Genomic DNA, 18,206 nt, shown 5'->3' on the forward strand with positions numbered 1-18,206 from the left:
TCACCGCGCCACAGCGTAGCCTGAACAGGTTTGTACGCACTTGCCTCCAGCGACAGCACCCACAGGTCGGCCTTGCCATCCCCAGTAGCATCACCCAGTAGATAGCGGGTCTCCGCTACCCAGGTACCCAGTTCCAGCTCTGTCGCTTCACCCATGCCATCTGCTGTGGCCAGCCGGATGGTGGCGACCGCCTGGCCATCTCCGCGTCTACGTACCGCCACCAGGTCCAACTTACCATCGCCGCTGACATCGCCCAGCAGATACTGCGTATCCGCCTGCCACTCACCTAGCTGAATGGTTGCGCCTTCGGTGTAACCCGTGACACTGGCCAGCCATTGCTTGCCCACCGCCTTGCCATCCGCCTCATGACGGACTTCCAGCAGGTCCATGCGGCCATCGCCGTTGAAGTCACCTTCGATAAAGCGGGTATCGCGCCGCCAATCGCCACGTTGCACAAACTGGACGCCATCGCTGCGCCAGCTGGCAATCACCTGCCGGCCATCGGCTTCCACCCAGGTGCCGACCAGGTCAGCCCGGTGGTCACCATCCTGATCACCCAGGCGGTAGACCGCCTCATCGCGCCATGTACCCAGTACACTGTCGCTGCCCTGGGTATAGCCTGTGCCATTCGACAGCCACGCTGTCGCCACCGCCTGACCGGCTTCGTTACGCCACAGCTGCACCACATCGGTACGACCATCGCCGTTCAGATCGGCTGCCAGATAGCGGCTTTGGGCTTTATTGCTTACCGCAATGTCCTTGCCCCAATCCCAATTCCCGTCACCCCGATTAATCGCATTACGTAGGTGTTCAATCCCCTGTGCATCCTGATACACCTCCACCCAGTCATCCCGGCCATCTCCCTGGATATCTGCCCTCAGGTACTGACGAGTCTTGCCAGCAACATGCCCATTATCTTGCTTAGCAATTAAAGTGCCATTCTCACTGGCAAAGAACACAAGAACATAGTCGTTACTGTTCGGGGTGTAGTAACGCGATACGGTTAATTCCTGCCGACCATCTCCATTGATGTCGGCCAAGTGATACTGCATGCCAGGACCCGAATGGAAGCCACTGGTAACCGTGGTGCCCGCAGTAAAGGTCTTACCATCACCGCGCCACAGCGTAGCCTGAACAGGTTTGTACGCACTTGCCTCCAGCGACAGCACCCACAGGTCGGCCTTGCCATCCCCAGTAGCATCACCCAGTAGATAGCGGGTCTCCGCTACCCAGGTACCGAGCTCCAGCTCGGTTGCTTCACCCATGCTATCCGCAGTGGTCAGGCGGATCGTGGCGACTGCCTTGCCATCCTGACGTTTACGTACCGCTACCAGGTCAGACTTACCGTCGCCGCTGACATCACCGAGCAGGTATTGCGTATCGGCATGCCATTGCCCCAACTGGATGGTTGCGCCTTCGGTATACCCCGTGGTACCAGCCAGCCATTGCTTGCCCATGGCCTTGCCGTCCGCCTCATGACGGATTTCCAGCAGGTCCATCCGGCCATCGCCGTTGAAGTCACCTTCGATAAAGCGGGTGTCACGCATCAGTGCTGGATTGCCACCAGTTTGCGTTACCGTCAGGCTAGGGCGAATCGCATTAGTATCGACCTGGTTATCTATCTTCACCGTCTTGAATTTGGCGGTATCCGACAAACCATCCACCGCATCGTAAATATGTGTAGCGATAAGATTACCGGTAGCGTCGTACCGGTTTTCGGTCACAACGCCCAGTGGGTTGATGGTGTAGGTCTGCCTACCAGCCGCATCGTATACATAACGCAGCGTCGCGCCGGTGGGGTCGGTTTTCTGCGTGACATTGCCAACCGCGTCGTATTGGTACTGGGTGGTGAGCTTAAGGCCCGCGGGGTCGACGATTTCGCTTTGCAGCCGGCCTTGCTTGTCGTAACGGTATTCGATGGTCTTTGCGACCAGGTCCTTTGCACCTTCGATCAACCGAATTCGCTTGCCTGCGCCGTCGTATTCATAGCGTAAACTCTGTGCGACGCCGGCCGGGTCTTTGACCAGTCGGCACACTTGGCCTTTCTGATCGTACTCGGTCAATGTGCGCCGGCCGTCCGCATCGATCGTGACCACTTTTGCGCCAAATGCATCGTATTCGTAGCGACTGGTCAGCTTCAGCCCATCCGGGTCTACCACCTGGCGTACAACTCGGCCTGCCACGTCATATTCGTATCGGATCTTACGGCCGCTGGCATCGGTTTCCAGCACAAGCTGGCCCACAGCGTCGTAAGCTTTCTCCTGCTTTTGCTTCAGCGGGTTGACGATGCTGGTGAGCTTGCCGTTGCGGTCGTAGTGGTGCTCGGTACGGTTGCCACTTGCATCGACCAGGGCGATGGTCTGGCCGAACCGATTCTTTTGCGTGGTGGTTTGGATATTGCCGGGCAGGGTCTGGATGATCTGCCGGTTTTTATCGTCGTACCGATACGTCGTCACATGACCGAGCTGGTCTGTCACGCTCAGGCTACGGCCCTGGGCGTCGTAGCTGTAACGCGTTACGCCATCTAAAGCATCGGTACGGGTAATGACCTGACCCAGCTTGTCATAACGATAACGGGTGGTGTTGCCATTGGCATCGGTATGCTGCAGCACACGGCCAAAAGCATCGAACTCGTCCAGAGTAACGAATTGGTCGCCAGCCGGGTCGTTGATGGTTTCGACCTTATTGCCAGCTTTATCGTACCGGTAACGCGTCAACTGCGCCGGTTGCTGACTGCCCCGCTCCTGGCTGATCGATACCACGGCGCCAAATGCGTCGTAATTTTGTACGATGCGGTAGCCTAAGGCGTCCGTCGTCGCCTGGCGTCGCCCTGCTGCGTCGTAGTTGTACCGCACGCGCCGATCCAGCGCCGGGTTCAATGCGGCTTGCAAGCGCGTCGTCAACGTACCATCAACGCGACCGCCAACCAGTCCTGCCGTATCAATCCGCGCGCTGTATTGCACGCTCTCCGACAACTGGCCCAGCCCGTTGTACTGGCTGGCAGTCACTTCGCCCAGCGCATTGACGACGTGCGTCAACCTCGCTGCACCGTCGTAGTAATACAGTGTGGTCTGCCCTTGCGCGTCAACCGCCGCCACACGGTTCCCCGCCAGGTCGTAACGGTACTGGGTAGCGCGCTCTTGCCATACCTTTTCAATGTCGGCAGGCGTTGTTGCTGCTTGCAAGCGCGCAGCACCTTCGCCGTCCAATTCTGCAACCACACGACCTGCGGCATCGTAGCGCTTGGTAGTGCCGCGCATTTCGTCAGTCCCCATCGCCTGACGGGTGTCTATCAGGTTGCCTGTCGTATCGTAGCGGTACTGAGTCAGCGTGCCGTTCGGGTCGGTCTTCTCGATCAGCCGGTTATTGGCGTCGTACGTATAGCTTGTCTGTATATCTGCCGGAGACGTGGCCGGACGTGTTGCAGACAACGTCGCCGAGGGCTTTTGCACCTGAGTGGCATAACGGATTTCAGCTGTCTTGTTGCCTGCGGCATCGTAGCGGGTCTCATTAACGTAACCACCGGCATCCACCGTTCCCACACGCCGGCCTGCGGCATCGTAATAGTGGTAGACATGTTGGTCATTGTCGCTGCTGACCAGACTCTTCAGGCCCTGTTCCTCCACCCAGTGGCGGTCTATCAGCACAATGTTCTGACTCAGCGGCGTCGCATGGCGAATCTCTTCAATCAGATTGCCGCCCGCATCATGGCGATAACGGGTTACCACACCCGCCGCGCTTACTTCTGCGGTCAGGGTGCCGGACTTGTCGTACACATAACGGCTGATGCGATCATGCGTGGAAGCGCCCACCGCGATTTGCGCCAGACGCACCTCGTCCTTATCCGCTGCTATCGGGCGCAGCGCAACCACATCCACAGCACCGGCATAGTGGATGGCGGCTATCTTGCGGCCGGCGCCATCGTAACGGTAGTCGATAACATTGCCGCCATTGTCGATATGGCGCGACAGCAGTCCGGCTTTGTCATACAGCCACCACTCATGCTGGTCGTTATCCCCCGCCGTAACACCACTGTCGGCCAACTTGCCAAGACGGGCGACATCCGGGCTGCCATCCGGCAGCGACCAGCCGCTGGTATCCACGCCTGTGGCATGGCGCACGCTGTGGTTCAGTTTCCCGTCACGGCCGTAATAGAACGCGGTAACCGATCCCTGCCCATCTACTTCGCCGACCTTGCGGCCCGCAGCATCATAGAAATACCAGCGCCGGCCACCCAGGGCGTCCTCGACGACACGCAGACGGTTTGCCACGTCGTAGTAGCGTCGTTCACCCGACAAAGCCTTGCCTGCGCTATCGCTGACTTGGGTGGAAACCACTTCGCCATTACCGTTGTAAACGCGGGTAGTCGTTGCCCCATTGGCCAAGGTAGTGCTGACCTTATGCGCTGCATCGTCATAACGGGTGGTTGTCACCACACCGGCAGCATCGGTACTGATCGTCAATCTACCCAGGCCGTCGTAAGCAAAGCTGGTCTGGTGTGCCAGCGGATCAACCTTACTGAGCAACCGTCCCATCGCGTCATAGACATATCGTGTCGTCAGCGGCTCGGCTTTGCCTGCGCCTGAAACAACATAGCGGGTCTCGGTTTCCAGCTGGCCGCGAAAGTCGTAGCTGTAATCCGTGCGCTTGGCAGACGCAGCTTCCTGTTTCGCCTGCCACGCCACCATCTGCGCCAATGTAGGGTCAACACCTTCGGCCAATGCTGCAACATCGTAGGTATTTTGCAGATACACCAGCTCGGCTGTACGCTGGCCAGCCGCATCGTAACGGTATTCCGTCACCCGCCCGCTGGCATCCACGGCAAAGCGTAAGTGTTGGTTTTCGTAAATCCACCGTGTTGAGATTGAAGCTACCGTCGAATCAAAAGCCACGCCATCTACTGCACGATACTGGTAACGCGACTCGGCGATTAGCTGATTGTCGGCGGAATAGCGGCGGGTAACACGCAGGCCATTGGGGTCCCGCTGTTCAATCAGATTGCCTGCAGCATCGTACGAATACGTGGTGACATTGCCCTGTGCATCCACCATGCGACACAGGTTGCCCGCCGGGTCATACTCGTAACGCACTTGTTCGACACGGGTCCACTGCCCATTGGCGGCGGAAACAGATTTGCCCATCGCCGTTACACGGCCTGCACCATCGTATTGATAGGCCGTCTTGTTGCCGAGCGGATCGGTCACTGTGGTTTGCCCACCTTGGCCAACCACGGCGGCATATACCAAACTAGGCGGCATCTTCAATGTGCTGCCGCTAACCAGATCCTGCGGCTTGAAGGCCAGCCTTAATGCATCAGCCGCCTTGGCATTGCCATATAGCTTTTCTGCAAGCGATGCCCAGGTATCGGCCGGTACAACCGTATGGTTCCCACCGGTTAACAGCGCCGTTTTGACCTGCGCCGTACTGAATTGGTCTCGCACACCAGGCGCGTTGTGCTGCAACGTAGTGACCTTGCCTTCGCCATCGGTGATCTGGCTGAGCTGCCATTCCCCGGGAGACGATTCGACATAGTCGAATTGCATGCAGGTACCATCACCCTGAGTCAGCTTGCTGATCCGGTGACTTGCGCCCGCATATTCATAGCGGGTGACATAGGCCTTACCATCTGCAACGCTGTTGTCGTCGGGTGTCAGGTCAACAATCAGCTGGCTTAATCTTCCCTGCGCATCGTATTGGTAGCGTGTGCGGGTCTGAGTCTTACCATCTGGTAAGACATGCTGAATATCCGTCAGCAACCTGCCCTGGTAGTGGAAGACGAGCGCCTCGCCCCCCACGTTGTCAATACGGCTGATCAATCCATTGGCCGCATAGTGATAAGTCAGGGCATTACCATCGCGGTCGGCAAGCTGTGTCAACCGGCCGCCATCCGTAGCACTGTACTGTTCGGTCAGCCCGCCATCCTGGCTGGTCCAGCGCCATTGGTTGTCGGCATGACGTATCGTACCGCCCTCGACCCCCTGATCCTGGCTGCGGTATGTCTTGGTAGCGGCATCGTATTGGTAGCGCACTTCGCTGCCATCTTCACGCACCCGCAATAAGGTGCTGCCGGCTTCACCAACCGCCCCGCTCTCCAGCCGTACCTGCTTGTAGACCCCGATGCTCCAATTATCATTGTTGTCGCCATCAAGGCCGGCTTGGCTGTTGTAGGTCCTTAGCAAACCCAGCTTGAAGCCTTTGGCTGCAAGGAATTCGTCACGATCCTGAATGGCAAGGTTGCCGGTTGCAGCATTCACATAAATGCCCGTTTGCGACTGCCCCAATGCGGCATTACCCGAAGAAACAGCCGAAGCGCCTGCCGACAAACCCAACTGATTACCCAATACGATCGCGACCATGAATTACTTTCCAAACGGGCTTTCAAATTACCTGCCAGTGTCTTTGGTACACGCGCTCTTACGGGCTAAAACCCGATACACAAACGCATGCAGCCAACACAACGACAGGCACTTCGCCCTGATGCTATTGATTGCAACAATGTCGGATGTGCTGACACATCCGTCGCTGGCAGCATTGCCACCAGCAGATATCCCTGGGCTACTCCCTCAGTACCTCGACTCACCGCCTTATCGCCTCGATGAAATGACGGGTACAGATGGGGTAAGCGCTTACGCTGGCACCCGGCGCAACGCGCCATGACACCAGTCGAATCAATATATCCAGGCCAGATCCGGACATGTTTAGCGCTGACGGGATATTTTTACAGGGAGACTGGGGATAGAAGCCAAAGCATGCCACTCGTACCTGGAAGCCTGTTTACGATCTATCACGAGCAACTGTTGGCAGCGTGAAGCCCAGAAACCGGAATGTATTAATCCGGCAATCAAACAGATCATAAACTTGCACCGGATAATATTTGCAAGCAACTGATTTTAAATGATATTTCAGGATGTTGTGCGCCCTGTTTAATTGCCGCCTTAATACTTACCTTCACAAACAATGCATGACCCCTAGTCCAGGCCATAAAAGGACATGCTCAAGCCCTTATGGCTCACTCAGCCATAACGCTTTATTTTCAACCACATATGTGGGCTTATTTGGTGGATACCATTCACCGCATTCAGTAGAGACCTGAAAAACTTCTGATTTTCATTAAACTTTTCCTGACCTTCGCTGACAAATCGCCCCCCTTTACTTATTAATCAGCAAGACCACAGCCGCCCTATAAACAGGCGGCTTGTTTATTTGGAAAATGAAAATGGTTGGCATCGTTATAAAGCAGGATATGAATTTGAATCCACTCCAGGGCAACAGGATTTCACGACCAAATGCTGGATCTACCTTAGAGCGAGCGGACAAGAACATTTCTTCCAGCATGACTCATGGCAGTGCCAACCCACAGCAACGCGACGCATTCCTGCTCAGTACTACGGACAACACCTATCCATTAGGTACCTATAACAACCGAGCCCAGATTACTGACAGAGAACTGTTCAATTCGTCTAGCAATGCAGAATCAACTCATACCTTGACTGATAGCACACAAAGAAAAAGGGTTAAGCGCAATTCAATTACATCTACCAACACGTTTGCCCAGAACTTCGACCAAACAACCCGTGGAAAATTTGCCCGATTGCAACAGGAAGCAGAACAATATAGGCGTAGTACCGATATTCTAATTAAGGCAATGAAGCAAAAAGGCGGTTTGATGCAAGAATCCAAAATAGAGGGGATTTGCTTTAATACAGATCGTCTCATGAAGGATGTTGCTAAACATTACGCCAATTTTTCAGCAGATAAAACAGTCAGTGAATTTATGCATGACCGTCTAACCAGAGAGAGTGATGACATTAAAGATTTCCTGAACAATAAGAACCTCATCAATCGCTGGATAAGTGCACGCCCTAATGCCACTGATAGTGATCTGCTCGATTACGCAAAGTCGCTACTCAGTGAGACAGCCAGAAACGAAATACTGCCAATTAATGTTTCCGAGCCCTTCTCACAATATCTAGATACCTTGTTGTACGAGCTTGATTGGGTTGATTGGGGAAAGGCAAACAAAAATATCAACAGTCCACTTCAGGCCATTCACGCCTTATACGTATATGGAAATCATAAGAACAGGCCAGAATATTTTAGTGACATGCCAAAACTCGATGGTTTGGCATTAGGGGAACGTATTGCCAAAGGCAGCCCTATTATCAATATTGCAGTGGGGCTAAACGACTATGAAAAAATACAGCTCGACAAAGCAGCACTATTATTCTGCCTAGCTGTAGAACCCAACCTTCAGATTCAAGAAGCACCAAGAGACGCCATGACTCTGGGCACGCAGTTGACATTACTCAGGGAGAGTTTCCTACTCAAATTACGTGATGAGTGGTGGATGTCTCAGATGTTCATGCCTAACAATACACGCAGTAATATTTATTTTGATCAGAATGCGCTGGTTCATGCGCAAGGTAAGACCATTACCGATTTAGCAAACGACACTACCATTACCAGTATTCCGGGTATCAATACCCGACACCCTCAAGCCATAGAACGACTGGTCAGACAAAAGTTGGGTCGGCTTGGCGAGTCAACTGAATATAAGTTTGGCACGCTACAACACGGCATGGCCACTATTTTAAAACGTTCCCTACTATTACAAGGGAACGCAACACCCGACTCCTTTGGTACTGAAGTGGAAATGGTTGGGCAATTTATTACGCTTTGTCGCACTTGGGAAACAAAGCAATCTATCATGCTGAATCCCAAACTGATGCTGGCACAATATCTCGCACACGCGAGTGGTGAGAATGTCTTGGTAGGCGCAACCAGTACCCAACAAAAAATTACTGCCTTACAAACTTATCTGGCAGAGCGTTGGTTAGCCAATTATGGCGAACCACCCCAGCGTTTTGACCGCCGAGCAGCCGCATTGAATATTCTGAAAACGACTGTAGGGCCCAGTACGACAGAGTATGACCTGACAATAGTCCCGCAGGAATACACCAGAGTGGTCACAAATTCAGTCATCGAACAGAAATCTCAAACGCCATTGGACCGGTTCCTTTACGTGGCTGACTATCCAGTCCTCATAGATAATTCGATGGCAATTGAAGACCATAGGCTCCTACCTCGGGCACTTTTACAAGCCGCTGAAGAAGAATATAACCGTGGGCTGCTAATCAACCCATGGATACAAGCGCGTGCAAAGGAAAATATCAGAATAACCGGCGGTGAGTTGAATACCGAAACATTAAAAACTGCGCAAGAGGCATTGATTAGTGAATTTCATGCTGAAACTGAATCAGAGCGGGATTGGCATGCAATACTAAGATTCATTAAAGGCCAACCTATCATAGGCAGTATCTGGCAGTTTGTAGAGGGCCTTTACAATGGCAACGCCGAGGAAATGATTGGTGCTATTCCGGTTGTAGGTAATATTTATGAATTTGAAGAAGGCATACGCCATGGTGATGTTAGCCGTGCAATAAGCGCCATTCCTGTTCTTGGTAGTGGCTATCAACTGGAAGAAGCCCTACGTAAGGGTGATGGGCTGCAAGTTGTACTTAGTGCTGAGGCTTTTATTTTTGATCTGGCCACGTTAAAGGGTGCAGCAAAGTCAGCCGCGTCCAAACTTGGTATTACAGAACATACCCTTCTCAAGGAAACCGAACTACCCGCGGCCCACGCTATTGGTTTACGCAGCTACCTGACCCTGAGTAAAACACTCGACATACCGTTAAAAGGGCCAGAGCATATCGATACGATGGTCGAGAATTTCAAACAGTCCCGCCCTGGTCTTTCTGCAATTGACCCTTATGGTATTGAATCGCTCATCAATCATGGTGAATTATCTTTAGATATAACAGAAGAACCCATCTCTCCATTCAATGCCTTTGGTGAAGAGATGGATAAATATCGCTCGCCAGGACCACGGGATGGCATATTACCTAATGAAGAAGGTATTTATATTGATGAAAATCTAAAATACCTTAAATCAGGTGAACACTATTACCCCGTACGCTACGATATCGATAACGCTACCTGGCGAGTCTACTTTCCAGACAATCCTGTTAAACCTGCAGTACCTGTACGTTATGTAAACGGAAAATGGGAAATACACAGCGATGTTGGCCTAAGAGGTGGTGGCCCATACAAAATACCGAAGTCCACCAATGATGAGACTTCGCATAGCAATGCTGGCAATAACGACAACACCCCACTTGAGCTACGCGACCCTCCCCCCCCTGAAATGCGCACTTTATATAACGAAGAAATGAGTGCTTCCGACAACTATTACAATAGGCGCCAGCAGAGTATGGGAGAATATTATGGGCCACTAAAATATGGTGCGCAATTCGGAAAGAAGGCTTATGAAGGTAGTTTTGATGTTGAAGGCAGCATTACCGGACACCAAATGGCCCCAGAGCTTTACGTTGAAAGAGACAAAAAGAGTATTCGCTACTTCGATATCGTCACGCATGGTTCACCCAAAAAGGTTCTTTCCATTACCGGTGAACCTGTTGGCCCTATTGAATTCGCCACTGAGTTCAAACGCTATGTGAAGTACTACCCACCCGGCACGCCAATACGATTATTTGCTTGTGAGACAGCAAAAGGGGGTAGTCGATCGTTCGCACAACGCTTTGCTAACGCAATGAATGTGCCTGTCAAAGCTTATATGGCTGACGTCGCAAACATCGACAATAAACTCGCAAGAGAAAAGTTTGCAAAGATTTTTCTACCAGAAACATAGACGAAGATAGCTAATACAAAACCTTATCGCATCAATGCAAAGTCCTTTGTAAGGGCTTTGTATTGGTGCATTGTGCCGCCCTAAAAACCCATCCATCCCATTGCTGCTCTAACTCTATTGAATAAATTCATTCATATCAAACTTACATTAACACTATCTTAGAAACGATATCCATCTATCCATTGATGGCGCTTATTAGTATTTCCCCTACAAGGTTAAACAACTTCACTGTACATAAGGAAAACTTATTCGTTGACTCAACTTTAGACTTTCGGATAGTTAGACATGACCAGTATTGTTGCAAGACAAGATGCACCTTTTTTCCAAGTTAATTCAATAACAACGCCAGAGGCAAAGTACCCAGTTGGTGATACTCATCACACAAATAGAAGAACCGGCAAAAACATCGCTCAAAGTCATTCTGTTATACAACAGGAGGATGTATTCCTACCTGGTGATACTAGCAATGTGAATCATCCAAAAACTTATAATTACCAAGCCCAATTTACTCATAATAGTCATGCCTCGTTGAGCTTCTCGGGCAGCACTGACTTAAGCACTTCTTCAGAATCACCCGCTGAAAATGTTGCCGGAACCAGACGTCCCAGGCGCCATACTGACGGTATTACTCCTCCACCGCTATCCGACTCTAATAAAACCATCCGTACCATGTTTTCATATCTGCATCAACAAGTAGAGCAGGATAGACGTATTACCCATATTCTGGTTCAAGCACTTATTCAAAGTAGGCAGATGACGGAAAATGAAATTGATGCAATCAAGCTTGATTTCAAACTCTTTATGGATGACATCGCAAATATCTACGCCCATTTTTCCGAAGAAAAAACATTGGTTATATTTATACAGGACCGTTTAAAGCATGCAGCTCGTGGCGTTGCCGACTTCTGGAATAACAAGAACTTGATCAGTCGCCACATCAGCGTAAATCCAAATGCTATCGATAGTGAGTTGATTGACTTTGCCAAGTCGCTTCTAAAAAACAATAATGAAAATGAGCTTTTACCAGTCAATATTTCCGAGCCGTTTATCAGTTATTCAGATGAACTACTCAAGGACCTCAACTGGATCGACTGGAAAAAGGCAAGTAGAAATGTCCACACACCCTTGCAAGCCATCCATGCTTTATATGTGTTTAACTACAATAGAATCTATCCAAAGCTAGATGGACTAATTATTGGGGAGGGGCTGGCAAAAGGTGATAAGCATTTCCATGTAACAGCTAGAATGAGCAACCCTCAAAAAGCGCAACTGGATAAAGCCGCATTACTATTTGCTCTGGCTAATGATCCCAATCTCAAATTACAGGACCACCCTACACTAGCGCTAGGCGACCAACTACTTCATATCAGGAAGAATTTTCTTTCTGCTCTGCGTGACGAATGGCTGATGTCGCAGATGTTTCTACCCAACAGTACGCGCAGCAACGTCTTTTTCGACCACAATGCCCTGATTCACGCAAAGGGTAAAACAATTGCCGATTTAATCAATGATGAATCCATAACCCGTATTCCCGGTATGAATACACTGTCGCAACAGACCAGGGAAAATCTGGTCAAACAGAAGTTGAACCGGTTAGGTGAGTCGACCGAATATAAATTCGGCACCTTACAACACGGTATGGCGACTGTTTTAAAACGCTCGTGGCTATTACAAGGCAAAGTGGTACCCAACTCCTTTGGCACAGAAATGGAAATGGTCGGGAAATTTCTAGCACTTTGCCGTACCTGGGAAACCAAGCAGGCTGTCATGCTGAATCCCAAACTCATGCTGGCACAATACCTTACACATGCGAGCGGCGAAAATATCACGCTAGGAATGACAACCTCCCAACAGAAAATAGCTGCGTTAGAGGACTATCTTGCCGAACGTTGGCTTGCTAATTATGGGGAACCTCCCGAGCGTTTCAACTCGGATACAGCGTTGTTGGCGCTTATGAAGAAGGCTGCTTCAAGAAATTTAGGAATACCTGAAAAAACTTTTCTTAATGTCGGCTGGCGGAAATTTAGAGCACGTGTTTTTAACCCAGAATCACAATTACAAACAGCCAAGCAAGAATACAATCAAGCACTATTAACTAACTCATGGATACTGGCCCGCGCCAAAGAAAGAATAAGGGTATCCGGGCGAGTATTAGACGCCAATACATTGCAAACTGAGCGGGTGCAGCTAATCGACTATTTCCATGTCGAAATTGAGTCCTATCAGGAAAGGAATGCAGTATTAAGATTCATCAAGGACCAACCTATTATCAGCAACATCTGGCGATTTCTCGAAGGCATTTACACCGGCAACCCAGAGGAAATCATTGGCGCCATACCTGTTGTTGGCAATGTTTATGAATTTGAAGAAGGCGTACGCCATGGCGATACGGCCCGCGCAATAAGCGCCATTCCTATTATTGGAAGTGGCTATCGGTTGGAGGAAGCACTACGTAAGGGAGATGGTATCGATGTCACATTGAGTGGAGAAGCCTTTATTCTTGATCTGGCCATGGCAAAAGGGGGCTTAACAGACGATGAAGCCGAAGGGCATACAGTCCTGAAAGAAACAGAATTACCGACGGCGCATGCCATTGGCTTACGTAACTACCTCTCACTTAGCAAAGCAGTGGATATACCATTACGTGGTACCGAATATCTTGAATCACTGTCAGAGAATTCGCCACATACCCGCTCTATTCTCCCACCAGGGGACCTTTACGACATCGAATCAGACATCACACAGCATGAATTGCAAACCGAGGCTTCAAGTTCCACTGCATCAGCTTCGGCATTTGGCCCAGATATGGAAAGATACCACGCGCCTGGACCACGCGAGGGTATATTGCCCAATGACCACGGCATTTACCTTGATGAGAGTGCAAAATATATCAAGTCTGGCGAACACTATTATCGGGTACGCTACGATACCGACAATGGAACCTGGCAGGTATATTTCCCTGAAAATCTCACCAAACCAGCCGTACCAGTTCGCTACGTAAATGGTGAATGGGAGATACATAGCGATACTGGAATAAAAGGTGGCAACCCGATCAACGAGGGCACTCCGGCCAATATCCCTTCCATGAATGAACTATACAACCCTGAAATGGCTAGCAAGGATAAATTTCACGACGCCAGAAGGGAAACATTAGCGCAGATTTACAAAGATATAAAAGGTAAAAAGCGTTATGAACAAAGCTTTGATGTGGAAGGCAATCCTGCCATACATCTAATGAAAGCCAATAAATATAGACCTGGTCAACCCTATTTCGATATCGATGTCCATGGTTGCCCTATCCTAGTAAGATCTATTGAAGGCAAAGTGGTGGGGCCAAAAACGTTTGCTGAGCACATAAGACGCTATGTTAGGTATTACGAACCAGGTACGCCGATACGGCTATTTTCCTGTAATACGGCCAGAGGGGGGAGATTTTCCTTTGCACAGCGTTTCGCCAATGCGATGAATGTACCCGTAAAAGCTTATACAATTAAAGTTCATCAATCATTTAGCGAAGCATATCTGGAAAAGCATGCCAAAGTGTTCCACCCTATTGGAGGCTGAATCTCTACGCAAGCATTGAATCCAACAGATCAACCTGGCTGTATATCAATCTGAAAGATATCAGTTCATGAACAAGTAAATGAATAAAGCTGCCCTGTATTGGAGGTGGCTTTATTCATTTCATCGATTTGCAGGGCAGAATATAAGACAACGTGGCGCCTGGCTCTGCTGAACGCCAAACTCATGCTGGCACAATACCTTGCACCAAGCTGCACAGTAAGATCATAAGCGTCGCTAACAAAACCCTTCTGGCGTTGTTGCGTAAGCTTGCCGTACCCACGTACTGTTTACGCTTACGTGCCTAGCCAGCATCGCTTCGCGGGGTTTTGTTAGCGACTCTAAACAGGTTCCAAGGCCCACTCACGGCCAACTCTTGGGCACGCAACATCAAACGCACGCTCAATCGACACCCAATGCCGGTTGTTGGTACTTCCCCTACAGTTTCCTCACCCCTCCTTACTCCCATCGTTACTCTTGCCCCGGTTGATTAATGGCTTTATCGCCAAGTACTTAACAGAACCTACGGCATTGACTCGGTATACGCATTTGCCGACCATGACCTTGTCGGCCCTTTCAAGCAAGACAAAAAAGGACGACGCCCGACGGCGGCCAAACACTCCGTTCAGGGCCGCTGTTGTATTTCCTAGGAGGTCTGTATGCATAGTCATCGCGTTACTCAGCTTGCCTTGCTACTTCTTTCCAGTGCTCTACCTTGCCATGTCCTGGCAGCAGAACCGAGCCCCAACTTTCAAGCCGAATTACAAAAGGCCACCAGCCAGGCCATGCTGCTGCAATTGCAGCCGGCCCAGCATAAAGGGGTATTGGTCGAGGTTCAGAAAACGCACCCCAGCAAACAATGGGTGATGGGGAGTGCCACTTTGCTCTTGCCTGACCATATCGACGAGGCACCCGAAACGCGCCTCTTCATGGGCCAGTATGTGAAGAACAACTGGCTGGTTGGCATCGAAGGCACTGATCAGTTCAAACAGCTGATAGAACAAGCGCCCGACAACCTTTTTGTCAGTGGAGAGAAGCCTTGGCTACTCAAGTCACTCAATGCGCCACTCCCCCCCGAGTTACAGGACAGGCTGCTCGCAGATATACAGACCGGCCTGGGTCTGCCGTGGGCAGAAAACGATAGCTGGCGATTGACGGGTGGTGCACATGGCGATGACCAGACGAGCCGCCCCTACAACTCGCTCGACTTCGCGGGTGGGGACGGCGTAGTACGGGCCCCAAGAGATGGCAGGATATACCAGAGCTGTGTACGCAATGGCAGCGGACTGATCTCCATCGTCCACGACAATGGCTTCAGCACCAGCTATTACCACATGAAGGAGCTGACAAACTTGGGTAACGGCGTGGCTGTCGCCAAGGGAACCTACCTTGGGCGTATCGGGGTAGGGCTACCCTGCGGCGGCTCTACTACCGGCCCCCATGTGCATTTCGCCTTGAAGCAAGGTGGCAATAAGACAGCGGTCGACAGCAAAATCATCGGCGGCTGGACATTCAGGGAAGGCGGCCGCCCTTACGAGGGCTATGCCATACGCAATGGCACACGCGTCAATGTCGGGGGAAGTCTGCGCAACTATGGCGGGGGTGGCAGCTCTTTACCGATGGGCAGCATTACACCAGGGAAAGGAAACGACAAGGTCAACCTGCGACAGTCACCATCGTTGAATGCCCCCATTGTCGGCTCCTTGCCCAACGGTGAAACCGTCACCATCAGCTGTACAGCGCAGGGGGACTGGGTGGATGGCGTATGGGGACGCACCCAATTATGGAACTGGCTGACGATCAACGCCTGGGTGAGCGATGGGTTCCTTGATACTGGCAGCAATCAGGCTGTTGCGCCACCTTGCGCGGCATCACCCAATGATGTTTAACTTGTGTAAGCACATGACCTAAGCAATAAAAAATCCACGCAGGGTATCGCGTGGATTTTCTGATCTGTCACGAGCAGCACACAAGCCCTGATCACATCTGTGAAGGAGATTCGGACAAGACTCAGCGCGCAGCTAACAAAAGCCAGCGTAGCGTTTCTGGCTAGGCGTGCAAACGCAAGCAGTACGTAGGTACGGCAAGTTTGCACAACAACGCCAGAAGGATTTTGAAGTTGCGCTAGGCTACATCCGCCTCCTGCTCCAACTCACTCTGCTGCAACGCCCACATCCGCGCATACACGCCATTCTGCGCCAACAAGCTGCGATGGCCGCCGCGTTCCACCACCCTGCCCTGCTCCAACACCAGTATCTCGTCTGCCTCGACCACCGTAGACAATCGGTGCGCGATGATGAGCGTCGTGCGGTTGGCGGAAATCGCCGACAACTCGACCTGTATCGCCTTTTCGGTTTTTGAGTCCAAAGCCGAAGTGGCTTCGTCAAAAATCAGGATGGGTGGGTTCTTGAGTATGGTGCGGGCAATCGCCACCCGTTGTTTCTCGCCGCCCGAGAGTTTTAGTCCACGCTCACCCACGGTGGTCTCCCAACCATCGGGCAACTGTTCGATAAAGCTCAGAATATGCGCGGACCGCGCTGCTTCAACAATCTCGGCACGCGTTGCATCAGGCCGGCCATAGGCGATGTTGTAGTAGATGCTGTCGTTGAAGAGCACCGTGTCCTGCGGCACGATGCCGATATGGGCGCGCAGGCTCGACTGCGTAAGCTGACGTACGTCCTGCCCATTGATGCGGATTGCGCCGCTATTTACGTCGTAAAATCGGAACAGCAAGCGTGACAACGTGCTCTTACCCGCGCCGGAGCTACCCACCACCGCTACCGTATTACCAGCTGGAATCGTGAAATCCACCCCCTGTAATATCTGGCGATTTCCTTCGTAGCCGAAGTCCACCTGCTCAAACCGCACCCCTGCGGCCTGGGTCTGCAAAGGCACAGCACCCGGGGTATCTTGTATCTCGGCGTGCTCGACCATTAAGCTAAACATCTTCTCCATGTCGGTCAGCGACTGCTTGATCTCGCGGTAAGCCATGCCCAGAAAGTTAAGCGGCACATAAAGCTGAATAAGGAAGGCATTGACCGCGACAAGATCACCCAAGGTCATTGTGCCCTTTACCACGCCGTCGGCTGCCAGCCACACAAGACCCGTCACCCCCAGCGCAATGATGCCGCTCTGGCCACTGTTGAGCAGGCCGATCGAGGTTTCGTTCAGTACCGCGGCTTTCTCCCAGCGCGCCATCGATTCATCGTAGCGACGGGCTTCGAAGCGCTCATTACCGAAATACTTCACGGTTTCGTAATTAAGCAGCGAATCCACCGCCCGCACATTGGCTTTGGTATCGAGCTCATTCATCTTGCGCCGGTTCTGGGTACGCCACTCCGTCACCCAGATGGTGAACATGCCATACAGCAGGATGGTCACCAAGGTGACCGCAGCAAAACGCCAGTCGTACATCCAAACCAGAATGCCTGTCACCAGCAGGATTTCCAGGATGATGGGCAAAATGTTGAAAAGCATCAGCCGCAACAGGATGCCGATACCGCGGGTGCCGCGTTCAATGTCGCGCGTCACCCCACCGGTCTGGCGGTTCAAATGAAAGCGTAGGCTCAGCGTATGCAGATGGCGAAAAGTCTCCAACGCCACCTGGCGTATAGCGCCTTGCGCCACCTTGGAGAAAATGGCGTCGCGCAGCTCGCCAAAGCTGGTCACCGCCAAGCGCAGCAAGCCATAGCCAAGAATGAGCGTCGCAGGAATGGCCAGCATCAGACCTGGCTTGGCGGTAAGCTGGTCGACAATGGCTTTCAATAACAGCGGCACCCCCGCGTTGGCAACCTTGGCCAACACCAGGCAGGTCAGCGCCAGGACAACTCGCCCCTTATAGTTGTACAGGTAGGGGAGCAGGGTTTTGAGTGTTTGCCAATCACTGCGTGTTGTGTGGGCGGGAATAAGCGGAACCATAGCGGATATGAAGCGCATT

Annotated in this window: 6 protein-coding genes; 4 read left to right on the forward strand and 2 right to left on the reverse strand. The window is 51.6% G+C overall.

From position 1 onward, the window contains the following. Positions 1 to 6,356 (reverse strand): FG-GAP-like repeat-containing protein (locus ACUHMQ_RS02335; RefSeq protein WP_445293835.1); only part of this gene is annotated, 6,356 nt, incomplete at its 3' end. A gap of 121 nt (positions 6,357 to 6,477) precedes the next feature. Here ACUHMQ_RS02335 and ACUHMQ_RS02340 point away from each other — a divergent pair. The 4 genes from ACUHMQ_RS02340 (at position 6,478) to ACUHMQ_RS02355 (ending at position 16,158) form a co-directional block, all read left to right on the forward strand. After that, positions 6,478 to 6,657 carry a hypothetical protein gene (locus ACUHMQ_RS02340; protein ID WP_445293836.1) on the forward strand — a complete coding sequence of 60 codons (180 nt, stop codon included), beginning with the start codon at positions 6,478 to 6,480 and terminating at the stop codon, positions 6,655 to 6,657. 538 nt (positions 6,658 to 7,195) lie between these two features. Continuing rightward, complete coding sequence (locus ACUHMQ_RS02345; RefSeq protein WP_445293837.1) at positions 7,196 to 10,708, forward strand: DUF8616 domain-containing protein; 3,513 nt, start codon at positions 7,196 to 7,198, stop codon at positions 10,706 to 10,708. Positions 10,709 to 10,993: 285 nt separating this feature from the next. Beyond that, positions 10,994 to 14,272 carry a DUF8616 domain-containing protein gene (locus ACUHMQ_RS02350; RefSeq protein ID WP_445293838.1) on the forward strand — a complete coding sequence of 1,093 codons (3,279 nt, stop codon included), beginning with the start codon at positions 10,994 to 10,996 and terminating at the stop codon, positions 14,270 to 14,272. Positions 14,273 to 14,928: 656 nt separating this feature from the next. Next, positions 14,929 to 16,158, forward strand: coding sequence for a M23 family metallopeptidase (locus ACUHMQ_RS02355; protein WP_445293839.1), 1,230 nt, complete (start codon positions 14,929 to 14,931; stop codon positions 16,156 to 16,158). Between the two features lie 235 nt (positions 16,159 to 16,393). Here ACUHMQ_RS02355 and ACUHMQ_RS02360 read toward each other — a convergent pair whose 3' ends face one another. After that, positions 16,394 to 18,187: an ABCB family ABC transporter ATP-binding protein/permease gene (locus ACUHMQ_RS02360; protein ID WP_445293840.1), complete on the reverse strand. Its 1,794-nt coding sequence runs from the start codon at positions 18,185 to 18,187 to the stop codon at positions 16,394 to 16,396. Positions 18,188 to 18,206 lie beyond the last annotated feature (19 nt).

The organism is Chitinimonas violaceus, from assembly GCF_052601015.1.

Bases quoted from the DNA above. Each gene is read 5' to 3' on its own strand.
- ACUHMQ_RS02355 (WP_445293839.1), top strand. From the start codon at position 14,929: ATGCATAGTCATCGCGTTACTCAGCTTGCCTTGCTACTTCTTTCCAGT.
- ACUHMQ_RS02350 (WP_445293838.1), top strand. From the start codon at position 10,994: ATGACCAGTATTGTTGCAAGACAAGATGCACCTTTTTTCCAAGTTAAT.
- ACUHMQ_RS02340 (WP_445293836.1), top strand. From the start codon at position 6,478: ATGCTATTGATTGCAACAATGTCGGATGTGCTGACACATCCGTCGCTG.
- ACUHMQ_RS02360 (WP_445293840.1), bottom strand. From the start codon at position 18,187: ATGGTTCCGCTTATTCCCGCCCACACAACACGCAGTGATTGGCAAACA.